The 24,078-nt window shown below is 70.0% G+C and carries 21 protein-coding genes and 2 pseudogenes; 13 read left to right on the top strand and 10 right to left on the bottom strand.

Annotated features, from left to right (window positions below):
- Positions 1-13 precede the first annotated feature (13 nt).
- The 7 genes from ACFQ9Z_RS18420 (at position 14) to ACFQ9Z_RS18390 (ending at position 7,703) form a co-directional block, all read left to right on the top strand.
- Positions 14-1,360, top strand: coding sequence for an ABC transporter substrate-binding protein (locus ACFQ9Z_RS18420; RefSeq protein WP_383018249.1), 1,347 nt, complete (start codon positions 14-16; stop codon positions 1,358-1,360).
- Positions 1,357-2,289, top strand: coding sequence for an ABC transporter permease (locus tag ACFQ9Z_RS18415; RefSeq protein WP_383018246.1), 933 nt, complete (start codon positions 1,357-1,359; stop codon positions 2,287-2,289). Before ACFQ9Z_RS18420 ends, ACFQ9Z_RS18415 begins: the two co-directional genes overlap by 4 nt.
- Positions 2,273-3,067 (top strand): ABC transporter ATP-binding protein, encoded by a 795-nt coding sequence (locus ACFQ9Z_RS18410; protein ID WP_383018243.1) that lies wholly within the window; start codon positions 2,273-2,275, stop codon positions 3,065-3,067. The genes ACFQ9Z_RS18415 and ACFQ9Z_RS18410 overlap by 17 nt, the downstream gene beginning before the upstream one ends.
- A gap of 11 nt (positions 3,068-3,078) precedes the next feature.
- Complete coding sequence (locus tag ACFQ9Z_RS18405) at positions 3,079-5,859, top strand: fumarate reductase/succinate dehydrogenase flavoprotein subunit (protein ID WP_383018240.1); 2,781 nt, start codon at positions 3,079-3,081, stop codon at positions 5,857-5,859.
- A 70-nt stretch (positions 5,860-5,929) separates the two neighbouring features.
- Complete coding sequence (locus tag ACFQ9Z_RS18400; RefSeq protein WP_383018237.1) at positions 5,930-6,373, top strand: hypothetical protein; 444 nt, start codon at positions 5,930-5,932, stop codon at positions 6,371-6,373.
- 34 nt (positions 6,374-6,407) lie between these two features.
- Positions 6,408-7,235, top strand: coding sequence for an LLM class F420-dependent oxidoreductase (locus ACFQ9Z_RS18395; protein WP_383018234.1), 828 nt, complete (start codon positions 6,408-6,410; stop codon positions 7,233-7,235).
- A 33-nt stretch (positions 7,236-7,268) separates the two neighbouring features.
- Complete coding sequence (locus ACFQ9Z_RS18390) at positions 7,269-7,703, top strand: TIGR03668 family PPOX class F420-dependent oxidoreductase (RefSeq protein WP_383018231.1); 435 nt, start codon at positions 7,269-7,271, stop codon at positions 7,701-7,703.
- A 73-nt stretch (positions 7,704-7,776) separates the two neighbouring features.
- Here ACFQ9Z_RS18390 and ACFQ9Z_RS18385 read toward each other — a convergent pair whose 3' ends face one another.
- Positions 7,777-8,253 (bottom strand): MarR family winged helix-turn-helix transcriptional regulator, encoded by a 477-nt coding sequence (locus tag ACFQ9Z_RS18385; RefSeq protein ID WP_383018228.1) that lies wholly within the window; start codon positions 8,251-8,253, stop codon positions 7,777-7,779.
- Between the two features lie 73 nt (positions 8,254-8,326).
- On the opposite strand from ACFQ9Z_RS18385, the gene ACFQ9Z_RS18380 reads away from it, so the two are divergent.
- From ACFQ9Z_RS18380 to ACFQ9Z_RS18370, 3 genes are all read left to right on the top strand, one after another.
- Entirely contained in the window at positions 8,327-9,250 is a 924-nt protein-coding gene (locus ACFQ9Z_RS18380) for an alpha/beta hydrolase (protein ID WP_383018467.1), read from the top strand.
- Positions 9,251-9,857: 607 nt separating this feature from the next.
- Positions 9,858-10,109 (top strand): hypothetical protein, encoded by a 252-nt coding sequence (locus ACFQ9Z_RS18375; RefSeq protein ID WP_383018226.1) that lies wholly within the window; start codon positions 9,858-9,860, stop codon positions 10,107-10,109.
- Positions 10,110-10,119: 10 nt separating this feature from the next.
- Positions 10,120-11,304 (top strand): flotillin family protein, encoded by a 1,185-nt coding sequence (locus tag ACFQ9Z_RS18370; RefSeq protein WP_383018223.1) that lies wholly within the window; start codon positions 10,120-10,122, stop codon positions 11,302-11,304.
- A 440-nt stretch (positions 11,305-11,744) separates the two neighbouring features.
- On the opposite strand, the gene ACFQ9Z_RS18365 is transcribed toward ACFQ9Z_RS18370, so the two are convergent.
- Positions 11,745-13,712, bottom strand: coding sequence for a hypothetical protein (locus ACFQ9Z_RS18365; RefSeq protein WP_383018220.1), 1,968 nt, complete (start codon positions 13,710-13,712; stop codon positions 11,745-11,747).
- A 221-nt stretch (positions 13,713-13,933) separates the two neighbouring features.
- The gene (locus ACFQ9Z_RS18360) at positions 13,934-14,398 is read right to left on the bottom strand and encodes a hypothetical protein (protein WP_383018217.1); all 465 of its coding nucleotides are present in this window, start codon (positions 14,396-14,398) and stop codon (positions 13,934-13,936) included.
- Positions 14,399-14,914: 516 nt separating this feature from the next.
- Between ACFQ9Z_RS18360 and ACFQ9Z_RS18355 the strand changes: the two genes are divergently transcribed.
- Together ACFQ9Z_RS18355 and ACFQ9Z_RS18350 are read left to right on the top strand one after the other, a co-directional pair.
- Positions 14,915-15,859: a potassium channel family protein gene (locus ACFQ9Z_RS18355; RefSeq protein ID WP_383018214.1), complete on the top strand. Its 945-nt coding sequence runs from the start codon at positions 14,915-14,917 to the stop codon at positions 15,857-15,859.
- Positions 15,860-16,087: 228 nt separating this feature from the next.
- Positions 16,088-16,390: a hypothetical protein gene (locus ACFQ9Z_RS18350; RefSeq protein WP_383018210.1), complete on the top strand. Its 303-nt coding sequence runs from the start codon at positions 16,088-16,090 to the stop codon at positions 16,388-16,390.
- Here the strand turns inward: ACFQ9Z_RS18350 and ACFQ9Z_RS18345 are convergent.
- Both ACFQ9Z_RS18345 and ACFQ9Z_RS18340 read right to left on the bottom strand, forming a co-directional pair.
- A pseudogene (locus ACFQ9Z_RS18345) lies at positions 16,370-16,477 on the bottom strand (IS5/IS1182 family transposase); the annotation flags it as partial. The gene ACFQ9Z_RS18350 and the pseudogene ACFQ9Z_RS18345 overlap by 21 nt on opposite strands.
- 264 nt (positions 16,478-16,741) lie before the next feature.
- Positions 16,742-17,098, bottom strand: coding sequence for a MerR family transcriptional regulator (locus tag ACFQ9Z_RS18340; RefSeq protein ID WP_383018207.1), 357 nt, complete (start codon positions 17,096-17,098; stop codon positions 16,742-16,744).
- A 90-nt stretch (positions 17,099-17,188) separates the two neighbouring features.
- Between ACFQ9Z_RS18340 and ACFQ9Z_RS18335 the strand changes: the two genes are divergently transcribed.
- Entirely contained in the window at positions 17,189-17,656 is a 468-nt protein-coding gene (locus tag ACFQ9Z_RS18335) for a hypothetical protein (RefSeq protein ID WP_383018465.1), read from the top strand.
- A gap of 71 nt (positions 17,657-17,727) precedes the next feature.
- Here the strand turns inward: ACFQ9Z_RS18335 and ACFQ9Z_RS18330 are convergent.
- The 5 genes and pseudogenes from ACFQ9Z_RS18330 to ACFQ9Z_RS18310 form a co-directional block, all read right to left on the bottom strand.
- Positions 17,728-18,096: pseudogene (locus tag ACFQ9Z_RS18330) on the bottom strand (helix-turn-helix domain-containing protein); the annotation flags it as partial.
- Between the two features lie 6 nt (positions 18,097-18,102).
- Entirely contained in the window at positions 18,103-19,071 is a 969-nt protein-coding gene (locus ACFQ9Z_RS18325) for an anti-sigma factor RsbA family regulatory protein (protein WP_383018204.1), read from the bottom strand.
- Positions 19,068-19,412, bottom strand: a complete 345-nt coding sequence (locus ACFQ9Z_RS18320) for an STAS domain-containing protein (RefSeq protein WP_383018201.1) — start codon at positions 19,410-19,412, stop codon at positions 19,068-19,070. Before ACFQ9Z_RS18320 ends, ACFQ9Z_RS18325 begins: the two co-directional genes overlap by 4 nt.
- A gap of 83 nt (positions 19,413-19,495) precedes the next feature.
- Entirely contained in the window at positions 19,496-22,276 is a 2,781-nt protein-coding gene (locus ACFQ9Z_RS18315; protein WP_383018198.1) for a BTAD domain-containing putative transcriptional regulator, read from the bottom strand.
- A gap of 436 nt (positions 22,277-22,712) precedes the next feature.
- Positions 22,713-24,032, bottom strand: a complete 1,320-nt coding sequence (locus ACFQ9Z_RS18310) for an FAD-dependent oxidoreductase (RefSeq protein ID WP_383018195.1) — start codon at positions 24,030-24,032, stop codon at positions 22,713-22,715.
- Positions 24,033-24,078: the final 46 nt, after the last annotated feature.

Genomic DNA, 24,078 nt, shown 5'->3' with positions numbered 1-24,078 from the left:
AGGCCGAACTCCCATGCGACGCACCGCACTCGCCGCAGCCGCCGTCCTGCTCCTCGCACCGCTCACCGCCTGCGGCGGCGATGCGGCGGCCGGCGGTGACGGCTCCACCGTCACGGTCACCGTCGGGTACCAGTCCAGGACCATCAACACGGTCACCGCGGGGACACTCCTGCGCTCGCTCGGCTACTTCGAGGAGCAGCTGAACTCCCTCCACGACGGCCGTACCTACAAGGTCGACTGGCAGGACTACGCCACCGGCGCCCCCATCACCGCCCAGATGACCGCCGGGAAGATCGACATCGGCTCGATGGGCGACTTCCCTCTGCTCATCAACGCCGCCCGCGGCAGACAACTCGGCCGCTCCACCCACCTGGTCTCCGTCACCGGCTACAACCTCCGCGGCGGCCTCAACACCATCGTCACCGCACCCGACTCCAAGCTCACCTCCCTGGCGGACCTGAAGGGCAAGAAGGTCTCCACGAGCGTCGGCTCCGCAGCCGACGGCACCCTCGTACGCGCCCTGCAGCGCGCCGGCATCGACCCGAACGACGGAATCGAGAAGCTCAACCAGCAGCCCGCCGTGGGCGCGTCGGCCCTGGCCGGGGGCAGCGCGGACGCCCTCTCCCAGTTCGTCGCCTGGCCCGGCCTGCTCACCTACCAGGGCAAGGCGAAGGCCCTCTACGACGGTGCCCAGTTGAACCTGCCGACCTTCCACGGCGTCACCGTCCGCGAGGACTTCGCCAAGAGCCGCCCGGCCGTGCTGGAGGCCTTCCTCAAGGCCCAGGCCGAGGCCACCGACTACCTCGACACCCATCCCGTGTCCGCCGCCGAGAAGGTCGCGAAGGCCACCGGCCTGCCCGCCGAGGTCGTCTACCTCTACAACGGCGCCCACGGCATCTCCACCTTCGACCCGGCCGTCAAGCCGCAGCTCGTCTCCGCGCTGAAGCAGGACGTCTCGGTCCTGAAGGCGGCGAAGCTGACCGGCGACATCGACGTGGACTCCTTCGTCGACGACCACTACGCGAAGAAGGCCCTCGGCACGTCGTACGCGAAGCGGCTCGCCGCCCTGCCGCCCGCCGCCGCGAGCGAGGCATGGCCGAAGGGCGCCCGAGAGACCAAGGCCTTCAAGTCCCCGGCGGAGCTGCTGGCCTACGTGGCCGCCCACCCAGACGGCATCCGCGCCGCCTACGTGCCCGACGCCACCACCGGCACCCTGTGGTTCGCCGACAAGGCGGTCTGGGTGGCCGACCGCGACAAGTTGCTGCCGTTCCTCGCCCCCTCGACCGCGCAGGCGTACGTCTCCGCGCACGGCGGTGCCCACGTCGTCACCTACGCCGAAGCCCTGGAGCGTGCCGCATGAGCCGGCCCGCGCCGCGAGCGGGCCGCTACCGGCGCCCGCTCCCGCCGATCGGCCGGTACGCGCTGCGGGCGGGCGCCCTCGCGGCCGCCCTCGGCCTCTGGCAGCTGCTGACGGGCCTGGACGTCGACCTGTGGCTGCGCTTCTCGCAATTCCCCACGGTCACCGATGTGGCCCACGCCTTCGCCGACCGCCTGTCCGGGGCGGACTACTGGACGGACCTCACCGACAGCCTGACCCGCATCGTCACCGGCTTCCTGCTGGCGGCGGTGCTGGGCGTGGCGGGAGGCGTGCTCGTGGCCCGCTCGCGACTGGCCGAGGACCTGCTGGGCCCCCTGCTGGAGGTGGCCCGGCCGATCCCGGCCATCGCCCTGGTGCCCGTGGCGATTCTCCTCTTCCCCTCCAACGAACAGGGCATCGTCTTCATCACCTTCACCGCGGCCTTCTTCCCGGTCCTCGTCTCCACCCGGCACTCGGTGCGGGCGCTGACCCCCGTGTGGGAGGAGGCCGTGCTCACGATGGGCGGCGGCCGGTGGCGCATCCTCGGCTCGGTCGTCCTGCCCGGGGCGCTGCCCGGCATCTTCGGCGGCCTGTCGGTCGGCATCGGCGTCTCGTGGATCTGTGTGATCTCCGCCGAGATGATCTCCGGGCAGTACGGCGTCGGCTACCGCACCTGGCAGGACTACACGGTCGTCGACTACCCGGGTGTCTTCGTCGGCATGGTCACGATCGGCGTCCTCGGCTGGCTGACCTCCACGACCGTCGAGTTGTCGGGCCGCCGTCTGACCCGCTGGCTGCCCCGCACGTCGTACGCCGCGGGGAACCGGCCGACGGCACCGCGCACGCTCGGTCCCGCCCGGCCGGCCCCCGCCGCCGTACGCACCGACCGGTCCTCCGACACCGAGGAGGCACGCGATGAGCACCTCGTCTGACACCGGGCTCGAACCCCGTACGGTGGACCAGGCTCCGTCGTCCGTACGCGGCACCCGGCTCACCCTCCACGCCGCCACGCTCGGCCGCCCGGACGCCGCCGTTCTCGCCGACGTCGACCTCGACATCGCGCGGGGCGAGATCCTCACCGTCGTCGGCCCCTCCGGATGCGGCAAGTCGACCCTGCTGCGCAGCCTGGCGGGCCTGCTGCCCCCGCTGACCGGACAGATCGGCCAGGACGGGCACGCCGTGGCCGGTCCCTCCGCCGAACGCGCCCTGATCTTCCAGGAGGACGCCCTCCTGCCCTGGCGCACCCTGCGCGCCAACGTCGAACTCCCGCTCGCCATACGCCGCGTCCCGCGCTCCGAGCGCCGCGTCCGGGCTGAGGAGTGGTTGGTCCGGGTCGGAATCGCCGACCAGGCCCGCCAGTTGCCCCACCGTGTCTCCGGCGGGCAGCGCCAGCGCGCCCAGTTGGCCCGCGCCCTGGCCGGGCGTCCGCGCGCCGTCCTCATGGACGAGCCGTTCGGCGCCCTCGACGCCCAGACCCGGGCCGGCATGCAGGACCTGCTGGTGGAGGCGCTGCACGGCACGGGCGCGACCGTCGTCTTCGTCACCCACGACGTCGACGAGGCCCTGTTCCTCGGCGACCGCGTGGCCCTGCTCGGCGCCGGCCGCCTGCTCGCCGTACGGGACGTACCCCGCCCGCGCGACCGCACGGCCCACGACGACCCGGCCCGCGTGGCCCTGCGCCGCGACGTCCTCACCTCGCTCGGCACGTGAAAGGCAGCCCGGTGACCCTCCGCACAGACGCCCCCTCCGAGACCCTGCGGATCCCCGCCCTCACCGACGCCGAGGAACTGACCTGTGACGTCCTCGTCGTCGGCGGCGGCACCGCCGGCACCATGGCGGCCCTGACCGCCGCCGGGCACGGCGCGAACGTCCTCCTCCTGGAGAAGGCGCACGTCCGCCACTCCGGCGCCCTCGCGATGGGCATGGACGGCGTCAACAACGCCGTCATCCCCGGCCGCGCCGACCCCGACGACTACGTCGCCGAGATCACCCGCGCCAACGACGGCATCGTCGACCAGTCCACCGTCCGCCAGACCGCCACCCGGGGCTTCGCCATGGTGCAGCGGCTGGAGTCGTACGGGGTGAAGTTCGAGAAGGACGAGCACGGCGAGTACGCGGTCCGCCAGGTCCACCGCTCGGGTTCGTACGTGCTGCCGATGCCCGAGGGCAAGGACGTCAAGAAGGTCCTGTACCGGCAGCTGCGGCGGCGGGAGATGCGCGAGCGGATCCGCATCGAGAACCGGGTGATGCCGGTGCGGGTGCTGACGGCGGGCGAAGGCGAGGCCCGGCGCGCGGTGGGAGCGGCCGGCTTCAACACCCGCACGGGCGCGTTCGTGGTGGTGCGCGCGGGTGCGGTGATCCTGGCGACCGGCGCCTGCGGCCGACTCGGCCTGCCCGCCTCCGGCTACCTCTACGGCACCTACGAGAACCCGACCAACGCGGGCGACGGCTACGCCATGGCCTACCACGCGGGCGCCGAACTCACCGGCATCGAGTGCTTCCAGATCAATCCGCTGATCAAGGACTACAACGGTCCCGCCTGTGCCTACGTCGCCAACCCCTTCGGCGGCTACCAGGTCAACCGGCACGGCGAACGCTTCGTCGACTCCGACTACTGGTCCGGTCAGATGATGGCCGAGTTCGCGGCCGAGACCGTGAGCGACCGAGGACCGGTCTACCTGAAGCTGAGCCACCTTCCGGAGGAGTCGATCTCGGCCCTGGAGTCGATCCTCCACTCGACCGAGCGCCCCACCCGCGGCACGTTCCACTCCGGCCGCGGCCACGACTACCGCACCCATGACGTGGAGATGCACATCTCCGAGATCGGCCTGTGCGGCGGCCACTCGGCCTCGGGCGTACGGGTCGACGACCACGCCCGTACGACCGTCCCCCGTCTGTACGCCGCCGGTGACCTGGCCTGCGTGCCGCACAACTACATGATCGGCGCGTTCGTCTTCGGCGACCTGGCCGGGGCGGACGCGGCCCAGTACCAGGCGTACGGAGGCGAGTTGCCGCAGGATCAGCTGCGCGAGGCGCACGAGCTGGTCTACCGCCCGCTGCGCAACCCGGACGGCCCCCCGCAGCCCCAGGTCGAGTACAAGCTGCGCCGCTTCGTCAACGACTACGTGGCCCCGCCGAAGTCAGGCGCACGACTGTCGCTGGCCCTGGAGGCCTTCGAGCGGATGCGGGACGACATCGCCGCGATGGGCGCCCGCACCCCGCACGAACTGATGCGCTGCGCCGAGGTCACCTTCATCCGCGACTGCGCGGAGATGGCCGCGCGCGCGTCCCTGGCGCGTACGGAGTCCCGCTGGGGTCTCTACCACGACCGTATCGACCACCCCCGGCGTGACGACGCGTCCTGGTTCCACCACCTCGATCTGTACAAGTCCCCTTCCGGCGCGATGGAGTTCACGGCCCGTCCCGTGACTCCCTACCTGGTCCCGGTCGACGGATTCACCCCGGCCGGCGGTCCCTCCCGGCACGTCGGCGAGGTCCACCCGGAACACGTGGCGACGGCAGGGGGCCGGGAAGCGGCACCGGTGGCGTCACGGCAGGAACCCACCACGGCCGGCACCGCCGCCGCCCAGCCCCGGGCAGCCGACGCGGATGCGCAGGCCACACCCCGCCTGCTCGAACTCCTCTCCCTCGCGGAGGGCGAGCCTGATCTCTCCGCGCTCGCCCAGTACTTGACGGACCCCGATCCCAGTGTGCGCCGCACGGCCGTCACGGTCCTGACGGAGATCGTGCCGCCGGGCACCGGACCTGCACTGGCCTCGGCGCTCACCGACCCCGACGCCGGCGTCCGCGCCGCCGCAGTCGCCTCACTGCGCGAACTGGTCGAGACGCTGCCACCGGAACCGGCCCTGCGCGACGGCCTCGCGGCCGCCCTGTCGGAGGCCGACCCCGCCGTCCGTGGCGCCGCGCTGGACGTGCTGCGCGCCCTGCGGCTGGGCGACGCCGAGCTGTTCGCGCACTCCCTGTCGGACTCGGACATCGCGGTACGCATCGCTGCCGTGCGCGCGCTGGTGTCGGTCGACGCCTCGGCGGAGGTGGCCCGCGCAGCGGCCGTCGATCCGTCCCGCGAGGTCCGCGTCACGATCGCCAAGGCCCTGGCCACCCTGGGCACAGGCCCGGACGTGGCCCGCTCGGCCCTCGCCGCGCTCGTCGACGATCCCGACGCCCTGGTGCGGGGGGCGGCCTACGAGGCTCTGGGCACGACGGGCTGCCCGGCAGCCCTGGCCACACGCGCCGAGGCGGCCCTGTCGGACACGGCCTGGCAGGTCCGGGCCGGCGCCGCCACCGCTCTGTCCGTCGCAGAATCCGACCTGGCCGTCCCGGCCCTCGCCAAGGCCCTCGTCGACCTGAACGCCGAGGTCCGCAAGGCCGCCGTACTGGCCCTGGCCCGGCACCGTGCCGTCGAGGACGCCCGAGCCGCCCTGGCCACCGCGACGACGGACCCGGACGCGGATGTCAGGGCCTACGCGGCGCGGGCGCTGTGACCGCGACCTGCCGTACGGCCGGGAGGCGTCTCGTGGTCAAGCCCTCCGTGATCAGCGTCATCACCGTCATGTGGACGGCGTCCGGCAGGGAGAACCCGAACAGCGCGTACCCGCCGACGCCGCAGGCGAGCAGGCCAGAAGCGCGAACGCCACCAGGAGCACCCGCCGCCCTACACCGCGTGGCGGCCACACAGCACCTCCCGAGCCTTGCTGCAACGAGCCGGTCCCCGGCCACTGGCTGCGCTCCACCGCCTGGCAGGCCGTTCAGACCCGCACGGTGAGCGTCCACCTGGAACTGCCGAGCTGCATCGTCACGCTGCACTCCCGCGCGGTCGCCGACCCCGACAAGGCCATCGACCACACCCGGAACCAGTGCTCCGCCATCAACGGCAAGTCGCCCACGGTCGACGACGTCGCGCAGGCCCGGTTCAGCGACAGCACGCACACCGTTGACGCCACGCCACGCCGCGGGAGGTCCATGCCCGACGAGGAGCGACCGGCCCCGTCACACTGACAGCAGGTGTGCCGACGAGACGAGGTGGTCGCGGATGAAGTTCGGAGTATCGACATTTGTCACCGATGAAGGCATCGGCCCCAAGGCGTTGGGACCCGCCCTGGAGGAGCGTGGGTTCGACTCCCTGCTGCTGGCCGAGCACTCGCATATTCCGGTCAAGCGCGAGTCCCCGTACCCGGGGGGCGGTGAGCTGCCGCGGATCTACTATCGGACGCTCGACCCGTTCGTGGCGCTCACCGCGGCCGCCTCGGTGACCCGTGACCTGCTCGTGGGCACCGGCATCGCCCTGGTGATCCAGCGCGATCCGATCCACACCGCGAAGGAGGTCGCCTCCCTCGATCTGATCTCCGGCGGCCGGGCCGTTTTCGGGGTCGGCGCGGGCTGGAACCGCGAGGAGATGCGCAACCATGGGACGGATCCGGCCGTCCGCGGGCGGCTGATGGACGAACGCATCCGCGCGATGATCGAGCTGTGGACCAAGGAGAAGGCCGAGTTCCACGGCGACTTCGTCGACTTCGATCCCGTCTACGCCTGGCCCAAGCCGGTCCAGAAGCCATATCCGCCCATCTGGGTCGGGGGCGACAGCGAGCGCGCTTTCGAACGCGTCGCCGCCTACGGTGCGGCGTGGATGCCGAGCGAGCCGCCGCTCGAGACGCTGGGTGAACGCATCGCGCGTATGCGGCGGACGGCCGGTGACCGCCCGTCCGTCGTGGTGTACGCGGGCCGGTACGACCGGAAGGCGCTCGACACCTACGCCGAACTCGGCGTCGAACGCGTCCTGTTGTATCTGCCGACCCTGCCGGAGAACCAGACGCTGCGGACCCTGGACGAACTGGCCGAGGCCACGTCCGGCCACCGGTGACAGCTCGCGGCTGCCGCTGAATAGGAGACGACCGTGCCGCACATGGCCGAGGACGAGGCGCGCCGCCGGTTCACGACCGCGCGGGTGGCGCGCCTGGCGACGGTGGACGCGGGCCTGCGCCCGCATCTGGTGCCGGTCGTCTTCGCGGCCCACGGCGAGGAGATCGTCACCGCCGTCGACTGGAAGCCGAAGAGGTCGCAGCGGCTGAAACGGTTGGACAACATCGCGGCCCACCCGGCTGTCTGCCTGCTCGTCGACGCGTACGACGAGGACTGGGAGCGGCTGTGGTGGGTCCGCGCGGACGGTGACGCCCGCGTGCTGCCGCCCGGCAACCAGGGCGAGTACCCGGCGGCCGTCGCCCTGCTGCGGGAGAAGTACGCGCCGTACCGGCAGCGACCGCCGACCGGTCCGGCGCTCGTGATCGCCGTCCGCCGGTGGCACGGGTGGCGTGCCGCGTCGGGGGGGTGACCGTACTGGCAGGGGACACGCCGTCCCATCAGGTTCGGCGGACGTCCGGTGGATGCGAACGAATCTTTTCCGGTCACCCTGTGGGCAGGCCGATCTGATGGCGTTCGAGCACGGAGCGGAGCTCCGAAAGGACCTGTGCGGCGGCCAGTCCTGGGGGGCCACCGAGGGCGCCCCCGGTCAGCTCGGCCAGCGTTTCAGTGAAGGTCGCCTCCGCCGCCTCGACGAGTTGCAGGCCGTCATCGGTCAGGTCCAGCAGTGACGAGCGACGATCCGATGGATTGGTTCGCCGTATGACCCATGCCTGCTTCTCCAGACGGTCGATGCCCTTGCTGGTCGCACCGATCCCGATGGCGAACTCAGCGGCAAGATCCGCCACCCGGGACCCAGGGTGGTCGCGCAGGAAGCGCAGGAACTCGAACTGCGAGGTGACGATCCCGTGCCCCTCGCGAAGACGGTCGTTCAACGCGTTGTAGAGGCGCGTCTCACAGCGAACGAGGTCGGCGAAGAAGCGCGGGAGGTCGACCCGGCCACCGCTTGACTTAGATGCCATGGCATGTACCTTAGCATCGACACAGATGCCTGGGAATATAGTTCCTTGGCATGCACTTGCGATGGAGGCGACAATGAGCAGGCAACAGCGCGCGGAGATCGACGCGATGGTCCGGCGGCCCCGGTCTGAGGGCCCTCGGTCGGTGGAGGAGCGCCGCGCCGGGTTCCGGGCGATGATGGCCGAAATGATCGTCCCGGCCGGGATCCGCACCCAGACTGCGACGCTCGGCGACCGGCCCGCGGTACTCGTCGAGCCGGCCGGCACTCCGAAGCCCGGGACAATCCTCTACTTCCACGGCGGCTCCTACGTGGTCGGTTCACCGGAGACGGCGATGTCGCTGACGGGGAACCTGGTGACCAAAACAGGATTCAGGGCGTTCTCGGTGGATTACCGGCTTGCCCCTGAGCACCCGTTCCCGGCCGCGATCGAGGACGGGCTGAGCGCCTACCGCGCACTTCTCGACAGCGGCGAAGACCCTTCGGCGATCGCGTTCGTCGGTGACTCCGCCGGTGGCGGCCTCACTGTCGCCACCTGCCTCGCCGCTCGCGGCGCGGGCCTGCCCGTGCCCGCCGCGATCGTGGCGTTCTCCCCTGGACTCGACATGACCCGGACAGGCGGGAGCATGGCCGGCAAGGCGGGCATCGATCCGTTCTTCACGCGTGAGGGCCTGGAACAGACCGGGGCCATGTACCTTGCGGGACAGGACCCGCACCAGCCCATGCTCACCCCCGCCGTCCGCGCCGACCTGACCGGCTTCCCCCCGATACTTCTGCAGGCGGGCACCAACGAAATGCTCCTCGACGACTCCACACGCATGGCCACGCGCGCGAGGGAAGCCGGAGTGGACGTCATCCTGGACGTCACCGCTGACGTTCCACATGTCTTCCAGGCGTTCGCCGGCGTCCTGGACGAAGCCGACGAGGCACTGGAGCGCGCTGCTCTCTTCCTCCGTCAGCGCATCCGCACCAAGGGCACGGCACACACGCCGGCAAACTGAAGGCGGCATACGCCCTCATAGGGACGACGGCCCACACCCCTGCTGAGGAATACACGGAGGCGGAGGATGCCGTCCGCCGACTTCAGGACGCCCTCGCGGGCAGCACACGAGGTTTGGAAGAGAACGACCTCTTACGCCGAGGAAAGCGACTTCGAGATCGAGCGCGCCCTGCTGGAGGGGGCCACACGCGACCTGTGGCGGCCGGCTCCACCCAGTGCCGCAAGGCTTCCGGATGAATGCCGATCTCAGGCACCCGCACCAAGGACTCCGAACGCTGACACCGGACCGCTGCCGGTGATCACCCGATTCCGTGTAGGAGCACGCCCGCGACGCCTGCGCCCAGGACGGTCAGCTGCTGTTGCCGACCGAGGGTCCGTGACGCTGTCGGCCCCTACGTCCACCCCGTTCCGCTGTACGGCCCTGCACCCCGGAACTCCCGGGTGCAGGGCCGTCCGCGTCCGGCTGCTCGTCCGCCATGCTCCCGCCGTCCGGCCCTCAGAGCGCCTGGCGGGCACGGAACGCTCCACGCCCCTCCCACCCGTTGGGTCGCGGCCCCGCTGGGTCTATCGTCAGACTTCTGAGGTCAGAACAAGGAGGACGGCCGGTGATGCCGCAGGACGACGCCGTGATCGGCTGCACGGGCAAGGTGCTCATCGGGACGCGGGGATCCGCGGGCCCCGGCGAGGTCCTGGTGCGGGTCCGAGGCGGCTCCGAGACCTTTCTGGCCTGGTCCGAGGACCCCCTGCCCGCGGGCACGACGGTCCTCGTGATCGAATCACGCGGATGCCGGAAGGTCGGCGTCATCGAGTGGGTGGATCCATTGGACGCGCTCGGCGGAGAGGCCGCCGACGCAAGCTGAGGAGTACAGCATGTTCGGATACCGCGTTCCCGCTCCCGACGAGGCGATGTTGATCTCGGGGGGCCGGCGGGGACTGGGGGGCGCGCCGTTCCGAGTGGTCACGGGGCACGGGAAGTTCGTGCTCCCGGTCTTTCGCAAGGTCCGCTTCCTCACCCTGTCGATGTGCGAGGCGGAGGTCACCGAGACCTGTGTCACCAAGCAGGGCATCTCCCTGCACGTCCGCGCGGTCATCGCCTTCAAGGTCGGCAACGACCATGAGAGCATCATCAACGCCGGTCAGCGGTTCCTCTCCGACCAGGATCAGATGTCGGTGCTCACCGGCCGGATCTTCGCCGGCCACCTGCGGGCCATCATCGGCTCGATGACGGTCGAGGAGATCGTCACCGAGCGGCAGAAGCTCGCCGCCGAGGTGCTGGACACCTCCAAGACAGAGATGGCGACGATCGGCCTGATCGTCGACTCCCTGCAGATCCAGTCGATCGACGACGGCGACACCGGTTACATAGACGCGATGTCGGCCCCGCACAAGGCGGCGATCCAGCGGCAGGCCCAGATCGCCCAGGCCCAGGCCACCCAGGCCGCGGTCGAGGCGGAGCAGGAGGCGACCCGAAAGCAGGCCGAGTACGCCCGGCAGACCGCGATCGTCAAGGCCGAGTACTCGGCCGAGGTAGACCGCGCCCAGGCGGAGGCCGCACAGGCGGGGCCGCTGGCCCAGGCCCACGCCCAGCAGGAGGTGCTGGCCGCCCAGACGGAGCTGGCCGAGCGCCAGGCGAAGCTGCGCCAGCAGCAGCTGGTCGCCGAGGTCGTCAAGCCGGCCGAGGCCGAGGCCGAGCGGGTGCGGATCCTCGCGGCCGCCGAGGCCCAGCGCATGAAGATCCAGGCGGAGGCGGCGGCCTCGTACGACCGGGTCGCGCTGGACCGGATGCTGATCGACCAGCTCCCGCAGATCGTGAAGGAGGCGGCAGGCGGCCTGTCCGGCGCCAACGTGAACATCCTGAACGGAGCGGACGGCCTCGGCGAGATCGCCGCGGGCCTGGTGTCCCAGGGTCTGACGATCCTCGACTCGGTGCGGCAGAACATGAGCGGGCAGGACCAGGACACCAAGGCGGACGACAACACCGGCGCCATGGGGCTGCTGCAGCTGCGCTCGGGCAAGGAGCGGACGTCGGACGACGGTCCGGTGAACGTCGACTAGAGGTTGTCCTACCTTTCACACGTGGGCCGATCCGGTCGTTCGTAGGATCGGAGGGCCCCGGGGGGCTTCGGGTACGGCTTAAAAGGTCGAGCCGCTGGATGGCTTACGGGACTTGGCCGCTCGGAGCCCCGCGACGACTCGACCGCCACCAACCGCCCCCGCTCCTGGCGGGGGCGAACCGTCGAACCCGAAGCTTCCGGCCCCCGGCCTCCGACGTCACCCCGCGTCTGCGACACCCGACGGCGGAGAACCGGACGCCCCACCAGGGGTGGTCGGGACCGCCCAGGGTGAGGACAGCACCGACCTCCCGGCGCACGGCGGCTGGCAGCGCGGCTTCAGGAACCAGTTCGTCGCGCGCGGCACCGACCTGGGCATCGGCGTCGAGATCATCGAACGCAAGCCCCGGGTACCGGCCCGACGTGGCGGCATGGCCGGCGCGGTCATCTGGGCCGCGTGCTGGTTTGGGAGGGGCAGGCGGTTGAGCTGGTCGTTGCTGGACGGGAGGGAACCGGGGACAGGGGTGTGCAGACAGGTGTGGCGACTCCGATGAGTTCGACCAGGCCGTTACCGCCGGTGGGCGGGGCGAGTTCGGACCAGTTGTTGGCCAGCCAGACATTGCCGGACTGGTCGAGCTGGATGGCGGTGAGGTGCTGGATGGAGTTGCTGCGATAGCCGTGGGGCGGCGTCAGCAGGGAGCCGGTGGAGGACCCCGGTGGGCAGGCGCTGGTGTTCACGCCGCACAGGACGGAGACGGAAGGGGAGCCGAAGCCGGCGACCCATACGCGGTCGGATCCGTCGATGGCCAGGGACCATGGCGCGATGGCGGTTGCCAGTTTGTATACACCCGTGATCTTGCCGCTCGGCCCGATCTCGATGACCGAGTTGCTGACGAATGCGGGCACCCAGACGTTGTTCTTGGAGTCGACGGCCAGGCCGAGGGGCCAGTCGAGTGAATGGTCCTTGATCGGGGAGAACGAGGTCGGCTTGAAGTCGGGGCCGATCACGGTGACGCTTCCGCCGACGTGCCCACTGGGTACGCGTGTGTCCAGGAGCTTTGCCCCGTTGAGGCGGGCGTTGGTGACCCAGGCCCGGCCGTAGCCGTCGATCTGGATGGAGAACGGGTGGTCGAGGCCGCCGCCCTTGATGGTGATCGCCTTTGAGGGGTCCCCGTGCGGGTAGACGATCACGCTTCCCTGGCCGCGGCTGCCTTTCAGACCGTAGAAGTTGGCGATCCAGATGTTGCCCTTCTGGTCGACCGCGGTGCCCTGGGGGTGGTTCAGGTCGCCGTTCTTGAATCCTGTGCCGGGCGACAGCGGCTTTCCGCTCGACGAGTACTTCGCCATGGCATCGCCACCATAGCTGGGCACCCATACCGAGCCGTCGTGGTCGATGGCGATGCCCCAGGCGCCCGCCTTCATGCCGCCGCCGCTGATGGGGCTGTTCAGGGTGGGGTTACCTACCGCGTCCTGCACGGTGACGTAGGGGCTGGGGTTTCGTGTTCCGGGCAGCCAGTTGTTGGAGGCCCAGACGTTGCCCTTGGCGTCGATGGCCATCCGGCCGGGTGCGTAGACGTCGGGTGGTGCGTAGTGCAGGGCCAGGACCCAGGCTTGTGGTGCGGCGGCGAGCGCGGGTGTGTAGACCTGTGCCCGGCCGGCCAGGGCGTACAGCTTGCCGGTGGCCAGTCTTGGGTTGTGGGCGAGGTTGAGCACGGCTTGTGCCGTGTCGGCGGGAGCGGTCCCGTGCTGCGGTGTCGCCAGGCGCAGCATGTCGTGGCAGCGCCCGGGGTCCGCTCCCGGCGCGCACAGGGAAACGAGGTTGGCCAAGGTGCCAAGGGTGGCCAGAGTGTCGTTCTTGCCGCCGTTGTTCTGGTCGGTGACGACCTTGCCCGGACGGCCCGAGACCGGATCAGCGAGGTTGTAGGACGTGGCCGCGGCGTTCTGGAGGCCGGGGCTGGGCCCGGTGATGCCGCGTTGGCCGGTGAACTGGGCCAGTGCGTAGGTGGCGGCCACAGTTGTGAATTCGTTGACCGTGACGGCGGATTCCCGGCGCTGTGGGACACCCCCACCGGGGCCGAATCCCACGACGGACCGCAGCCGCAGCGACCGGTCGCCGTGGGGCGCGGCGTCGACGTACAGCACCGAGCCCGTGCGCTCGGTGGGCCGGACCTGGAAAGCTCCCTTGGCGTCGGTCGTGGCGTGCCCCAGTTTCCGGACGCCTTGACGGTCTCCAGTGAAGAGAGTGACGTCGGCGTGAGGCAGCGGTTTTCCCTCGCTGGTGACTGTGCCGTGCAGCGTTGGCGTCGTGCTGGGGGGCGTGGCGGCAGGTAGTCCCGTCAGGGCCAGTGCCGTGGTGGCCGATGCCGCCAGGGCAGCGACCGGCCGGTGCCAGGAGTGCTTGGCCGGTGCCATGACGCGCGACGGGTGGGACGCGGCTCTACGCGGGCACTTCATAGTCCGGTCAGGCCCTCTCGTGATCTCGGCATGATGCTGAGCCCTCGCCTGCGGACCGACTACCCGACGCGACGTGCTGAACGGTCGCGCTGCGTGTTCGCGGGGAGGACGCCCTGTCGGGTCGGGCGCTCGGAACGGCAATGATCAGCAGCGGGGTTCCGGCACGGCCACGGCCGGTCCTATGCGCTGCTGTTCTCCGCGCTTTCCGCGTTGTCGGGGTCGCGCAGCGTGAACCATCCGATCTTGCGGCCGGCCAGCCAGATCAGGCCCAGGTACAGGCCCGGGCCGACCTGACGGAGCTCGTCGCGCACGCCCCCGAACACCAAGGACGTGTGGGAGTAGTCGATGACGATGCACTCCTGGTCGTCCAAACGGCTCGGGCCAGGCTCGACCGTGGCAACGATGGACAGGATGTCCAGCGTGGTGAGCCGGTTACTGAGGTAACCGTCCGGGCTGAAGACCTTGCCCCGCCACGCGGTCAAATTCACCAGACGGGCGAGCAGCCTTGCTCCCGCCCGACCTGCCCCAGGGAAGACCGCCAAGCCCTCCATCGGACCTTTGGGGATCTCACCGGCCGGACTCTTGCGAAACAGCTCCTCAAGCCGCTGATCGTCAGATTTGAGCAGTTCAGCCTCTGTAGTCATCGCAGCCCTCCTCACTCCGACGCCCGTGCGTTCATGGACTGGTTTGCGGGCAACTGGTACTCCAGGCGCGCTCCGCGGTAATCCGCTGGACCCGCGACCCGCGCTCAGCGAAGCCACCGGCGCAAGCAGCGGAAGACACTACGAGTCATGACGTTGATGCGTGGTCAAAGTTTTGGCATGTAATCAGCCGCTGTGTCCATCCTGGGCCCCCACGGCGGGGCTCACCACCGCAGCCGACGGTTGACGTCCGCGCAATGGTGCATGGACGAACGAACAGCAGCGCCCACTCACCGCAGGCAATAGACGTTTAATGCTTGGTCACTCACGGCGGAGCTCCGACGATCACGCAGATCGGAGAGGCAGTCGGCCAGCGGAGCAGAGCCTACGTCGGTCAAGGTCCCGCCTGCCTTGAAGCGCCGTGTTGCTGCAAGATGCCCGGCGAGGACACTGAGAGAAAGGTAAGTGGCAGGAGGTGTTGTGCGACCGCCAAGCGGTGTGGGGCGGCGGGTTCTCTTGATGGCTTTCGCCCTCCTGGCGCTGCTCGCATGCGGCGTTGGCGGGTACGTGCTGTTCGGGTTCTCGCTGCCGGATGCCGTCTACATGACGGTGATGACGCTGACCACGGAGGGGTTCTCCGGCGCCGACCGGCTCACCGAGGGTGGCAAGCTCTTCACTGCCGCGCTGGCAGTGGTGGGCGTCGCGGTCTTCGTCGCGGCGCTGGGGCTGATCGGGACGGCACTGGTGGAGGGACGATTCGGGCCTGCGGGAAGGAGGCGGCGCATGCAGCATCGCATCGACGCGCTGCGCAACCACTTCATCGTCTGCGCCTACGGACGGGTCGGCCAGGCTGTGGCCCGCGAATTCGAGGCTGAGGGCATTCCTTTCGTAGTGATCGAGAACAAGGCCGCCCTGGAAGAGGGGCTGCAGCGTGAGCGCGCGCCCTACCTGATCGGCAACGCCGCCTCCGAGCAGGTACTGCGCCGCGCGGGCATCGCTCACGCCCGCGGCCTGGTCTGCGCGGTCGACTCTGACGCCGAGAACGTCTACATCACCCTGATCGCCCACTCCCTCAATCCCTCTCTCGCCATCGTCTCCCGCGCCTCGGAGGCGGCGTCGGCCGAACGCCTCACCCACGCCGGCGCGAGCAGCGTGGTCTCTCCGTACACCACCAGCGGCCGACGTATGGCTCTGCTGGCGGTCCGCCCGCACGTGGTGGACTTCCTCGAGTTCACCCGCGCCGGCAGCTCCGACTTCCGGATCGAGGAAATCCGCATCGATGCTGACTCCCGCCTTGTGGGACGGGCTCTGCGACAGGCCTGCCAGGGAGCGCTCCCCCTCCTGATCCGCCGCGCCGATGGCGCCCTGGAGCCCAACCCTGATTCCGAGACCGCTGTGCAGGCCGGTGACACCCTGATCGTCTTCGGCGACTCCGGCGCTTTGCGCCCCATCGAAGACGAATAGGCGAAGTTCGGTGGGTAAGACTTCCCAGCCCTGGCCCGCGTCATGTCGGCGGGCCGCTACGAAGATTCCGAACCATACGGGATCTTCGAAGGGACCGCCGTTCCACGCGCAGGCCCCGACTGCTGCCGCGGCCGCACGGCACGTAGGCGCTCCAGGGGAGACGGTCATCCTTGCCGTACGCGACGCCCACGCGCAGCTATGCGGCAACTCGCGTGGGATCATCCGTCTATGAGCAGCGACCTGGAAGTAAGTGCTCTGGCGATCAATGTGACGGTCCCGCAGACGCTCCGCTGGACGGACACTCGACGCGGTGAAGCGTTCACGCTGACCACACTCAACGTCCGGCTTCTCCCGGACGGTCACCTCGCCGTGAAGGCCTATGGCAGACCAGTCGGTGGTGGTCGTGGCGCGTACGTCTCGTTCCCTGTCCCCGAGACACCCGAACTGGCGGCCCTGGTCTCCGACGCTGCCGGCCGTGCCGGGGCCTTGTGGGCCGCCCATCGCGGTCTCGGCACCGGGAAGGGCCGGTGAAGCCCACGGGAGGCGGCCCTTCGGGTCGGCGATGGCCTGCACATTCATGCCGTGCTTCTTGTGCTTGCCCAAGTAGAATGGCCGGTCGAGCCGCCGCCAGCGCGTCCCGATCTCGTGTCGCCGAGGCCGCAGTTGCTCACTCAGGTAGCGCAGGGCGCGGTTGGACAGATCGACCGACCACGGGTAGGCAAGCAAACGAAGTGCTCCTGGCCAGCATGGGTGATCTTGGTCGTGACCCCGACTACCAGGAGCTTCGTCGCGTTGTACAGCTGGCCAACTCGCCCACGGCCCGATCAGGTTGGGAAAATGCCTTGAGAGAGGTCAAGGCCTGTTTGTCGATGCTCACCCGGCTCAGCCAGCCGCCCGCAGCGGGCATCCGGTGCCAACACGTGCGTCGAGCTCGGCCCGCAGGGCGGCAAGCTGCGCCATACGCGCATCGATAACCTTGATCTTCTCCTTGAACAGCGCGGACAACGCCTCGGCGGTGTCGGGCGTGTTCCGCAGTTCCTCGCCGGTCTGTGCGATCTCGGCCAGCGAGAAGCCGAGTGCCCGTGCGGTGCGGACGTACTGCAGCCAGGGCACTGCCTCCGGCGGGAAGTCGCGATAACCGTTGGCCAGACGCCGCCCCGTGACGAGACCGATCTTCTCGTAGAAACGGATGGTGTCCCTGGTCAGTCCCGCTTGCGCGGCCAGCTCCCCGATACGCACGGCTCTCCCTGAACTGCGGACTTGACCTTGGACAGTACTCCACTGTTTACCGTCGTGGCGTCCGTGCAGGAGACCAGCAGGAGCCTCGCCGTGTTCCGTCCTTTCGCCCCTTCCCACCCCGCCTATCTTCGCGTCGTACGCACAAGTGCTTGGTACGACCTCGTGGTCACAGCCGGTTTCGCCACGCCGTGGACCTACGCCCTGGTGCACGACGCGCTGTCGAAGATCGGTGACGCGCTCGGGCTGGGCGCCCTGCCTGCCCTCGACCCGATAGAGATCCTTTACGCGAATCTGATGGGTTCAGTGGTGGTCGTCTGGGCGCTGCTCCGGATCATCAACCCGCTGCCAGCGCACGGACTGTTCGACGGCATCGCGCGCACGCTTTTCGCCGCGTGGCAGGCGTATGCGCTGGCACACGGTGCCCCGCGCTGGCTGTGGCTGTTCTTCGTTGCCGAGGTGGCGTTCGGCGTCGTCCAGCTTGTGCCGTGGTGGCGGGCTCGACGCACCGACCTTCTGGACCCCTCTGCCGGACAACCGCTCGACGACGCGGGCCGGTAATACCCAGACGAGTCTCTTGGCCGAAAACCCATTCGCCAGTGGCCTCGTCACTCCGCTAGGAGCAACTGCCGTGCCAGCGCACCAGGTTCGGGCTGGCTCCGGGTGATGACGGCGCGCAACTCCTGCCGCAGGGAGATGGCTTCCTCAGAGGTGAGCCGCGAGGCCCAGTCGCTCATGTCGAAGGAGCCCCGCCACGCGTGAGGCATTGCGGCTTCGGGCTCCCGGTCGGCCAGCTTCCGGTCGTTGAGCTCCGTTGTCTGATGGACCGAACGCCACCAGCGCTCTCGTGCATTGCCACGTTCTGCGACCGCCTCGACGAAGCCCGCCGCATCGATCTGGCGCAGGTGATAGCTGGCCGTCCCGGAATTCACGTCCAGCCGCTCCGCGAGGCGGGTGGCCGTCGACGGCCCGTACTTCCGCAGCAACCCGACCAACGTCAGCTCATTTCAGGTCCTGCAGACCCGCAGGCGAACGGCGGTTCCTTGAGGGCCGGTCCGTACCTGGACGGTGTCGCAGAGCATGCCGACCCCCCAGATGCCGAAGCCGGACTTCAGGGCGGACTCCGGTGGTACCCAGCTGAGGAACTCCTCAGGCTGCCAGTGGCCGGAGTCGGTGATCTCGCATATGAGGCCGTTGTCGGGCCAGGCGCGCAGGGACACCGGTGCCCGGCCGTGCCGGACGGCGTTGGTCGCGACCTCGGTGACGGCGACGAGCAGGTTGTACAGCGCGTCGCCCGCCACGTGGCAGTGCTTGGCCTGTTCGGTGACGAAGGCCCGTACGGCGTGCAGATCGTCGGGACGGACCTCCATCGATGCGGCGGAGTGCGGGGAGGGCGGCAACGGGCGGCTGTCGACGTCGGCGACGAAGTCACGAGGGTTGCGGTAGTCCGGGTTCTTGCGCAGCCGGGCGCCCTCGTGGATGTTGGGATGGGTCTGGCGCACCAGTGAGATGACCTCGGGGGAGAGGACCGCGGTGTTATAACAGCAGTAGCCCCGGAAATCGGCGTTGGCGAAGCCCATGTTGAAGATCGAGTCGTAGCGGACCCACTCCATCGCGTCCGGGTATTTCGACCAGTCCGCCGACGCCACCACCCACGCCGGGCGTGAGCCGAGGGACCGGGCGACGGCGATCATGCCGGCCATGGCCCGCACCGGAGTGCTGTAGAAGTCCGACGGGTCGATGAACTGGACCGCCGAGGCGTCCCGGCCAAGCGAGTCGCGCAGCACCTCGGCGTCCTTTCGGGGGGTGACCGCGAATGTCGGGTCGCCGGCGTCGATGCCCTCGCGCAAGTGGGGCAGGGAGCCTGCGAGGAACTCCTGCTCGTCCTCGTACAGAAGAGCGCAGTGCTGGACTCGCTGCGGTGCGCTCGTCGGACCGGCTTGCACTGGCCGGTCCCCTGGTGCCTCGGCGGTCATGCGGTCTCCTTCCGCCCCCGGACGAGTCCGGGCAAGCGCTCCCAGCTGACAGTCTCGATCAGGCTTTCCATCTGCGGCGACAGGTTGTCCAGGACGAGCCGAACCCCGTTCCCGCGGTGCTCCACCAGGCCTGCCAGCAGCCGCAGGGCGCCGAGGTCGATGAAGCGCAGTCCGGCCAGGTCGAGTCGCACCTCGCCGCCCCCGGCCGACAGCGGGGACAGCGCCTCCATGACCTCATGGTGCCGTGTCGCGTCGAGCTCCCCCTCCAGGCGCAGGCCCGGAGGGTCGACGGTCGGCGTGATCCGGAGTATCTGCTCGTCGGAGTGTGCAGTGACTTCCATCAGATCTCCTAGCAAGGGGACCGCTGGTTGCATGGCCGCCACCAGGAAGGTCCTGCGGTGTGTGCAGGTGAATCGAGCAATCGTCACCTGGCCGGCTCCTCCGCTTCCGGGGGGCCGACGCGCAGTGTCAGGCAGGCGGGGAAGAACGCGCTCCAGGTGTAGCCGCGCCAGCGCACGTACGCGCCGAGGTTTGCGTCCCCCAGGACGGTCGCGTGTCTCATGTGCTCCTGTGCCTCCTGGATCCTGCCCTGGTCGAAGAGGATGAAGCTGATCTCGTTGAGGGCGAGACTCTCCAGGGCCCGCTCGCCGATCTCTCGGGCGTGCATCAGGCTCTGCCGCAGGCAGGACAGCGCGTCCTCGGTCCGGTCCAGACCCACGAACGCCCGTCCGAGGTTGCCCAGGCCGGTCACCTGGGCCATGCGGTCTCCGGCCTCCTGTGCCAGAGCAAGGTGCCGGCGTTGCACCGCCACGGACTCCTCGTACAGTTCCTGTTCGGCCAGCGCGTGCGCGAGGTTCGCCAGGGTGCGCAGCTCGCCGTCACGGTCGCCGGTCGCGCGCCAGAGCGCTAGCGCCGAGTGAAGGCACTCGTGCATCTCGTCGTACTCGCGGAGCAGCCAGTGCACTGCGGACAGGTGGTCCAGGCCCCACGCCTCGCACTCCAGGTCACCCAGGCGCCGGGCGGTTGCGACGACCAGGTCGGCCAGAGTACGCAACTCCCGGGCGCGGGCGTGCGGGTAGAGGTACCAATGCAGCGGCCGCGTCAGCCGCACCGCGAGCCGCGCCGTGGAGTCGGACTGCGTGGCGGCGTGGGTGACGGTGGCCATCAAGTTCGCCCGCTCGACGTCCAGCCATGCCTCGGCCTCGCGGCGGTCCCGGATCGACGGCGTCGGCGCGGCGCCCTGGGCGCCGGGGTCCTGTGCAGTGCGGTGCGACGGCTGCGGCGGCACGTCGAGGAAGGCCACCGCCCGCTCGGCCGTGGCGAGGTAGAGGCGCAGCACGCGTTCGAGGGCCCGTTCGCGCTCGGTGGGCGGCTCCTGCGCAATCACCTGTTCCCATGCGAAGAGGCGGATCAGGTCGTGCATCTGGTAGCGGCCCGGGGCAAGGCTGTGTAGCAGATGTGCGTCGACCAGCCGCTCGAGCGCGTCCTCGGCCTGCCAGCTGTCCACGTCGAGCAGTGCGGCCGCCGCCTTCAGTCCCATGTTCGGACCTGGGACCATTCCGAATAAGCGGAAGGCGCGTGCGGCAGCCAGATCGGTGGGGTTGCCGCTGTGGCAGATGCCGTCGTAGCTGGCATGGAGACTGGCGCGCACCGACAGATCTCCCACCTGGATCTCGTCGAGCCGGTTCTGCGCATCGGTCAGCCGTTCCACGAAGGTACTCAGGGGCCAGCCGGGGCGGGCGGCCATACGGGCGCCGACGATGCGCAGGGCGAGCGGAAGACGTCCGCACAACTGCACGATCGCGTCGGTCGCCTCGGGTTCCGCGGCGACCCTCTCCGGGCCGACGAGCCGCTCCAGCAGGGCGGTCGCCTGGTCGTGGAACATCACGCCGAGATGCAGGTGCGTCGCGCCGTCCAGGGAGGTCAACAACTCCCGGCTGGTGATCAGCACTGCGCAGCCGGGCCCGGCAGGTAGCAGTGGCCGGACCTGCTCGGCGCCGGCGGCGTTGTCGAGTACGATCAGCAAACGTCGGTCGGCCACCAGGGAGCGGAAAGTGGCAGCGGCCTCCTCGGTGTTGGACGGTATGGCTACCTCCGGGACACCGAGCGTGGTGAGGAACCGGCCGAGAACCTCATCGGGTTCAAGGGGCGTCAGTCCGGCGGTGGCTCCATGCAGGTCGACGTAGAACTGGCCGTCCGGGAAGCGGTCGGTGAGCTGGTGGGCGGTGTGAATGGCCAGAGCCGACTTGCCCACCCCACCGGCACCGTCGATGACGGCCACCGCCACCCGTCCGTCACCGCCGTCCTGCAGCAGCCGGTGCAGCACCGAGTTCTCGGCGGCACGGCCGACGAAGGTAGCGCTGAGGTGAGGAAGCTCCCTAGGGACCACGACGGGCCTGCGGTCCGGAGTCGGCGCCGGTTCTGCAGGGAGTCGGGGCGGGGGCAGCAACGACGCGTCGGCTCGCAGGATCCGCTGGTGAAGCCGTTGCAGTGGCGGGCCCGGCTCGATGCCGAGTTCCTCGGCCAGCCGGTGCCGCAGGTCCTGGTAGGCGGCCAGCGCGTCGGCCTGCCGGCCTGCCCGGTACAGCGCCAGCATGAACTGGCCCCGCAAGGCCTCGCGCAGCGGGTGCTCGGCCACCAGCGTATCGAGTTCGTCCAGAACCGCCTCGTGGCGGCCCAGCCTCAGCCGGGCCTCGATGCGCGACTCCCGCGCCTGCGTGCGGAACGCCGCCAGGCGCGTCGCCTCCGCCTCCAGCGCGGGCGTCGGCGGCACGTCGGCGAAGGGGGCGTCGCGCCACAGCCCCAGCGCCTCCTCCAGGTACTCGGCGGCGGTCTCGGCTGCACCGTCGACGAGCTCGCGCCCGCCCTGCTCGATCAGTTCCACGAACCGGTGCGCGTCGACCTCGCCCGGGCCCACGACGAGCCGGTAGCCGTGGGCCCGGTACCCCTGTGCGTGGGTCACCAGCAGCCGGCCCGACTCGTCCCCCAGCGCCCGCCGTACCCGCGACACATAGCCCTGCAGGAGCTTGCCCACGCTCTGCGGGGGATCGGCACCCCACAATTCCGTGACCAGCCGGTCGGTGGAGACGACCTGGTTTGCATCACACAGCAGCACGGCCAGCAGCATCCGCCACTTCGCCGGAGCCAGGGGAATCTCCTCGCTGCCGCGCCACAGTCCGAGCGGACCGAGGACCTGATAGCGCATGCCACACTCCGCCGTCGTCACCCGTGCAGGACGGGAGTGATGCGGGCCGGACCCGTGCAGGAGCCGACACACCGGTCGGGGGCGGCCTCCCGCAGTGCGCGACGTGCGGCTTCGCGGCCGACGCGGAAGACGCCGGCGCGCCGCGGACCCACACACGCGCACTGATCCTGTGCGACGTGGCCTGGCCACCGGCGCAAGAGACCCGCCCCTTTCCCCGGGGGTGCAGTCACAGGACCTCCAGCAGTACATCGAGAGCGCAAAGTGTGAACATGGTGGGCGCAAAGCCTTCCGCGCCGCAAGGAAATGAGCGAACTGCAGGCAATCACTGGGAGCCTTTGCGCTCCTGGCGCTCAGGCAACCCGATGCGCGGCGGCAGCTCGCCGGCACCGGGCCGCGGGAGCGTGGTGGCCGCCGCCCTGGGCGTGCGGCGCGCAACTCACGTGCGGGCCGGTGACCGGCGGGCGGCCAGCAGGCTGCGCACCACCGTGACCGGCCTCAGGGCCGCGCTTGGCGGGACCAGCAGGTGCTGCATGCCGAGGACGACGCGGTGGGCGTCCACCGAAACGTGGCTGGCCAGCAGCACCTGTCGGACATAGCGGTTGATCAGGTCGGTGCCCGGGGGCCGGTGGCCCACCGTCTCCGGGTACATGAAATCGCCGCCCGTCGCCACCTGCCACGGGCCGGCGATCACTTTGGCCGCCGCGCGATAGTACGCGCGGACCATCCGGTACGACGCGGTGCCGAACCGGTCCAGGCAGCGGCCGAGTTCCACCGCTTCCAGCGCGGCGACGCTCATGCCCTGCCCGTACACCGGATTGAAGCTGCACAGGGCATCCCCGATCGCCACGTAGCCCGAGGGCGGCTGCCGCAGCCGCTCGAAGAAACGCCGGCAGGACTGTGGATAGGTGAACCTGCTCGCATCCTGCTCACCCACCGGCTCGGCGCGGGCGATGAGTTCACCGATGTGCGGTGTCGGCAGTTCGGCGGCGGACTTCGCGAACCCTTGCGGATCGACGGGCGCGTGGGCGCCGTGCCAGCCGGCCAGGGTGACCACCCACCGGTCGCCCTCGACGGGGAAGGCGGCGGCCGCCCTCTTGTCGCGCGGCGGAACGCCGGCCGTCAGGTACATCAGTACGCCGTCGAGCAGCCGGTCGCCGGCACCGCGACGCAGCAGCCGGGTGACGTACGCGACGTCCACCTTGACGGTGACCACCTCGGGCGTCGGGCAACCCAGGGCACGCAGCCACCGATTGGACCGGGTGCCGCTGTGACCGGTCGCGTCCACCACCAGGTCCGCGGCGAGGTTCTCGCCCCCCTCCAGTTCGACCCCGCTCACCGCCCCGGCCGATCCGGTCAGCCCGCACACCGCGAGACGGTCGCGGACCTGCACGGTGGGCAGAGCCGCCACGCGGGCCCGTATCGTGTGCTCCAGAAAGGCACGGGTGAGACTGATTCCCTGCAATCCGCTGGGAAACCGGACGCGGTGGCCGCCCATCTGGTGGAAGAGCAGGTCCGATCCGGGATCGAAGGGCACCGCTCCGCCCGCGACGAGCTCCTCGGTCAGCCCGGGAAACAGCGCTTCGAGCGTGCTCTGCCCGCTGACGAGCAGCGCGTGTGCGTGGCTGCCGTGCGGTACCCCTCGCCGATCCCGTGCGTCCCCGGGCAGAGAGTCCCGGTCCACGACCGTCACCCGGGCGAATCTCCCGGCCAGCGCACGCGCCGCGACCAGCCCGCCCATCGACGCGCCGATGACCACCGCATGCCCGCGTACCGAACCCATGGCTGGACCTTCTTTCGAGGCG

The sequence above is a fragment of the Streptomyces sp. NPDC056580 genome, assembly GCF_042793175.1.
GTDB lineage: Bacteria > Actinomycetota > Actinomycetes > Streptomycetales > Streptomycetaceae > Streptomyces.
The sequence above is the reverse complement of the archived record's forward strand: the minus strand, read 5'-3'. Positions and strand labels throughout refer to the sequence as shown.